Genomic DNA, 749 nt, shown 5'->3' on the forward strand with positions numbered 1-749 from the left:
GGTCTTGTCTTTTGGGTTTAGGCTAAAGCAACACCTGCTTTTTTGAATTATCTATTATAAAAAGCGTGCCCAAAAAGGCCTTAACAAGCTAACAGACCAAAACATTATAGATGGTCCATGCTTATCCTTACTCCATAAAAATCGTGCTTGCTCTCGTAAAAAAGCAGCACTTAAAATGGCATCGGCAACTTCTATTGATTCCCGCGCATTTACGGCCAATAACTCTTCTAGGGTGCTGCCAGCAAGAAAAGTACGACCTATGCCTTGCGCAATCCAGTTTTGTGCTATTTTGTGCGCTTCATCTAGTAAATTCTCATGGGGGACTGTCCATTGTACTAGGCCAACTGCCAGTGCTTCGCTGCCATTAGGCTTCCAGCCTTCCTTGCCAAGCATGCGTTGTGCTGTCTGCTCACCTAAAAGCCTTGGGAAATGAATGCTAGAGCAACCTTCTGCGGGAAGACCCAAAGCAGCAAAGGGGGTCGAAAAGGTGGATTTTTGGGAGGCGACAATGCCATTACACAAGGTTGCGGAGGTGACACTTGCACCAATCGCAGGGCCGTTCATGGCCACCAGTATTGGTTTTGGAAAGTTAAGAAATGCTTCAAATAATTGTTGATTGTGATCGATGATCATTGCACGTAATTTTCTTGGTGGCATGGGTTTAATACCCGCAAAATTTATCCCCGCAGAATAATAATTGCCCGCGCCAGTAAAAATCACCACTTTTGTTGAGTCGTGCATACTAGCCT

The 749-nt window shown here is 44.9% G+C and carries 1 protein-coding gene; it reads right to left on the reverse strand.

Annotated elements, in window-relative coordinates; translation table 11 throughout:
- Window positions 1–54: 54 nt before the first annotated feature.
- A partial coding sequence (locus tag CXF71_RS13095; RefSeq protein WP_101233401.1) for an enoyl-CoA hydratase/isomerase family protein occupies window positions 55–749 on the reverse strand: 695 nt, incomplete at its 5' end.

This window comes from Colwellia sp. 12G3 (assembly GCF_002836775.1).
GTDB lineage: Bacteria > Pseudomonadota > Gammaproteobacteria > Enterobacterales > Alteromonadaceae > Colwellia.